Source organism: Streptomyces sp. (assembly GCF_050698815.1).
Classification (GTDB): domain Bacteria; phylum Actinomycetota; class Actinomycetes; order Streptomycetales; family Streptomycetaceae; genus Streptomyces.
This window is the reverse complement of sequence record NZ_JBOHCV010000452.1, coordinates 1-3,766: the sequence shown is the minus strand read 5'-3', so window position 1 is coordinate 3,766 and position 3,766 is coordinate 1. Positions and strand designations below refer to the sequence as shown.

Sequence of the window (3,766 nt, the reverse complement as noted above, 5' to 3'; positions counted from 1 at the left end):
GCAGCAGGACGCCTACGCCTACCAGCAGCCGCAGCACTACGAGTACTACGGCCAGCAGGACCCGTACGCCTACCAGCACGTGCAGCAGCAGGCGCACCAGCACGTGCAGCAGCAGGCGCACCAGCAGGGGCAGCAGCAGGCGCAGCAGCCCTACGCCGGGCAGTACGCCGACCCCTACGCCCAGCAGCAGCTCGACGAGACGAGCTTCTTCGACACGAGCATGATCGACCTCGACCAGGTCCGTCAGTACGAGGAGCAGTACGAAGCGCGCCACGGACAGGGGTACGGGCAGGGGTACGGCCAGGGCGGCTGAGGCTCGATTGGGCCCCGGGCGGGCGGTCCAGTATCCTTGCTCTTCGGTCACGCGTACCCCGGCGATGACCGCAGCCCGGATCTCAGGAGCCGGGCGGCGAAAAGCACCGTAGAAAGCAGGAAGCCCTGAACCCCCGCCTCGACCCCCGCGCTCCTCTCGTGTTCGACACACGGGAACTGGGGCGGCGTCCTGGCCTGATGAAGCGGCTCTCCCGCACGGTGAAGTCTCCTGGTGATCTCGGCGTCGAGGTCATCGGGGTGCCGGACGACGCGACGATCGAGCTCGACCTCCGTCTGGAGTCGGTCATGGAGGGTGTGCTTGTCACAGGCACCGGCCGTGCGCCGCTCAAGGGGGAGTGCGTAAGGTGTCTGGAGCCGCTGGAGCAGGAATGCCTGGCGGACTTCCAGGAGCTGTTCTCCTACCCCGACGCCGACGACCGGAGCCGCACGCGTGCGGACACCGGCGACGACGCCGAGGAGGAGGGCACCCCCTCGCTCGAGGACGATTACTTCGACCTCGAGCCGATGCTGCGGGACGCGGTGGTGCTGGCACTGCCGCTGCAGCCGGTGTGCCAGGACGACTGTCCAGGACTGTGCCCCGAGTGCGGAGCACGCCTGGCGGACGACCCGGAGCACGATCACGAAGACGCCGTCGACATCCGTTGGGCGGCACTGCAGGGACTCGCCGACACCATGCAGGACGGCGAGAAGGACGTGCCCCGCGATGCCGGGGCTGACGAGGAGAAGTAGCCGTGGCCGTTCCGAAGCGGAAGATGTCGCGCAGCAACACGCGCCACCGCCGGTCGCAGTGGAAGGCTGCGGTCCCGACCCTGGTGAAGTGCGAGCGCTGCCAGGAGCCGAAGCTGCAGCACATCGCGTGCCCGAGCTGCGGCACCTACAACAAGCGACAGGTCCTCGAGGTCTGATCGGCTGGTGACAGGCTTCATGACAGACGCCCACACCCCGGGCAGCGCTCACCGTCGCGACGGAGGCGAACCGGCGGCATCGGCGGCGGATCTGGTGGATGCGGCCTCGTCCCACACGCTTCTGGAAGGGCGGCTCGGGTACGTACTCGAGTCCGCCCTTCTGGTGCGTGCGCTGACGCACCGCTCGTACGCGTACGAGAACGGCGGGCTGCCGACCAACGAGCGCCTCGAATTCCTCGGCGACTCGGTCCTCGGCCTGGTCGTCACCGACACGCTCTACCGCATACACCCCGATCTGCCGGAAGGCCAGCTCGCGAAGCTGCGCGCCGCGGTGGTCAACTCGCGTGCCCTGGCCAGGGTCGCGCGCGGCCTGGACCTGGGCGCCTTCGTCCGGCTCGGGCGGGGCGAGGAGGGCACCGGCGGCCGGGACAAGGCGTCGATTCTCGCCGACACCCTGGAAGCCGTGATCGGCGCCGTCTACCTCGACCAGGGCCTCGACGCGGCCGGCGAATTCATCCACCGGCTCTTCGACCCCCTGATCGAGCAGTCCTCGAACCTCGGGGCGGGCCTGGACTGGAAGACGAGCCTCCAGGAACTCACCGCCTCGGAGGGTCTCGGCGTACCGGAGTACGCGGTGACCGAGACCGGACCCGACCACGAGAAGGTCTTCACGGCTGCCGCCCGCGTCGGTGGTGTCGCGTACGGCACCGGCACCGGCCGCAGCAAGAAGGAAGCGGAACAGGAGGCCGCGGAGACCGCCTGGCGGGCGATCCGCGCGGCGTCGGAGCAGTCCCAGGCAGCCGCCGAGTCGCCCGACGGCTCCCCGGCCGGCGCCAAGGCTCCCTAGTCGGGCCTTGCCTGGCGCCTGACTCCCGCATCCGCCCCCACGGGCCCGCGGGGGCGCCACTCTTCCGAGGAGAAGCCGTGCCCGAGCTGCCCGAGGTCGAAGTGGTGCGCCGCGGGCTGGAGCGCTGGGCCGGCGGCCGTACGGTCGCCGGGGCCCAGGTGCTGCACCCGCGCGCCGTGCGGCGCCACGTGGCGGGTGCGGCCGACTTCGAAGCCCGGCTGCGGGGACGGCGGTTCGGCCCGGCACGCCGCCGGGGAAAGTACCTGTGGCTGCCTCTCGACGGCGGCGACTCCCTCGTCGCACACCTCGGTATGAGCGGACAGCTCCGCATCCAGCCGGCCGGCACGGCGGACGAGAAGCACCTGCGGGTCCGGATCACCTTCGAGGATCCGGCGGCCGGCGAGCTCCGCTTCGTCGACCAGCGCACCTTCGGCGGTCTGTCGCTGCATCCGGATGCCGCGGACACGGACTGTGCGATCCCCGACGTGCTCGCGCACATCGCCCGCGATCCGCTCGACCCCGCCTTCGACGAGGCGGCCTTCCACGCCGCGCTGCGCCGCAGCCGTACCACGCTCAAGCGGGCGCTGCTGGACCAGTCACTGATCAGCGGGGTCGGCAACATCTACGCCGACGAGGCGCTCTGGCGCGCCAAGCTGCACTACGAACGGCCGACCGCGACCCTGAACCGTCCCCGCACCCTCGAACTCCTGGGCCACATCCGCGACGTCATGCACGCCGCTCTCGCCGAGGGCGGCACCAGCTTCGACAGTCTCTACGTCAACGTCAACGGCGAATCGGGCTACTTCGGCCGCTCCCTGGACGCGTACGGCCGCGAGGACGAGCCCTGCCGCCGCTGCGGCACCCCGATGCGCCGCCGCCCCTGGATGAACCGTTCCAGCTACTACTGTCCACGCTGCCAGCCCCCGCCCCGGCCACGTCGTCAGAAGCCGAAGAAGTGATGCGGCAGCTCTTTGACTTGGGAACATGACAGCGGCCATTAGCCTGACCTGCGGGTTAGCTGTTGGCCGCTGTCGTTATCTGTCACCGTTGGGCTCCCTCGCACGGCCCAGGGACGGCCCGGCCTACTGCTCCGATGCATCCTCATCGGCGAACTCGAATTCCGCGTCTCCGAACTCGACGTCGGTGTCCTGCGTCGTGGCTTCGGCCCAGCGATAGTCCCAAGTCATACGACTGCTGACAGTGGACACGCTGCCGTCCAGCAGCTCCCCCTTGGCTGCCTTGATTGCTGCGCTTACAGCCGACTCGTAGGCGGCCTTCACACGTGGGCCATAGATCTTTCGGTCCCCCATGTCGAATTCGAGCGTGACAGTTAAGACCTTCCGAGTGCTCATCGGTACCCCTCCCTGCGTGACCCCTTTCGGTCACGTCACAGGAGAGACACACCAGCGTCGGCGATGGTTGCGCACAAGGTCGGCGGAGCGGTTTTGGGCTGGAGCTGCTTTGGGGCGAGAGATCATGGCCCCTTACGCTCGCCAGCGGATCGGGCAGCCTCTGCCTGCCCGCGTCTTGCCCGATCGGGGCCATGATCTTAGAGGCTCGCCCCAAAGTGGCTGCCTAAAACCGTGGAGCCGACCGCCCCAACCACAGCGGGTTTCCCTCCTCCATTCCCCGCAGGCGCCGGCGCGCCGCCGGGCGCGGCCAGCCGGGGCGAAGACAGGAG

Annotated in this window: 5 protein-coding genes and 1 pseudogene; 5 read left to right on the top strand and 1 reads right to left on the bottom strand. The window is 69.4% G+C overall.

Annotated features, from left to right (window positions below):
* The 5 genes and pseudogenes from ACRDP3_RS16465 to mutM form a co-directional block, all read left to right on the top strand.
* Window positions 1-313 (top strand): annotated as a pseudogene (locus tag ACRDP3_RS16465) (hypothetical protein); the annotation flags it as partial.
* 158 nt (window positions 314-471) lie between these two features.
* Window positions 472-1,062 (top strand): YceD family protein, encoded by a 591-nt coding sequence (locus ACRDP3_RS16460; protein WP_431517709.1) that lies wholly within the window; start codon window positions 472-474, stop codon window positions 1,060-1,062.
* A gap of 2 nt (window positions 1,063-1,064) precedes the next feature.
* The gene (rpmF, locus tag ACRDP3_RS16455) at window positions 1,065-1,238 is read left to right on the top strand and encodes a 50S ribosomal protein L32 (protein ID WP_431517708.1); all 174 of its coding nucleotides are present in this window, start codon (window positions 1,065-1,067) and stop codon (window positions 1,236-1,238) included.
* Between the two features lie 19 nt (window positions 1,239-1,257).
* Window positions 1,258-2,085, top strand: coding sequence for a ribonuclease III (gene rnc / locus ACRDP3_RS16450; RefSeq protein ID WP_431517707.1), 828 nt, complete (start codon window positions 1,258-1,260; stop codon window positions 2,083-2,085).
* A gap of 77 nt (window positions 2,086-2,162) precedes the next feature.
* Complete coding sequence (gene mutM / locus ACRDP3_RS16445) at window positions 2,163-3,044, top strand: bifunctional DNA-formamidopyrimidine glycosylase/DNA-(apurinic or apyrimidinic site) lyase (protein ID WP_431517706.1); 882 nt, start codon at window positions 2,163-2,165, stop codon at window positions 3,042-3,044.
* Window positions 3,045-3,167: 123 nt separating this feature from the next.
* Here the strand turns inward: mutM and ACRDP3_RS16440 are convergent, their stop codons facing one another.
* Window positions 3,168-3,437: a hypothetical protein gene (locus ACRDP3_RS16440; RefSeq protein WP_431517705.1), complete on the bottom strand. Its 270-nt coding sequence runs from the start codon at window positions 3,435-3,437 to the stop codon at window positions 3,168-3,170.
* Window positions 3,438-3,766: the final 329 nt, after the last annotated feature.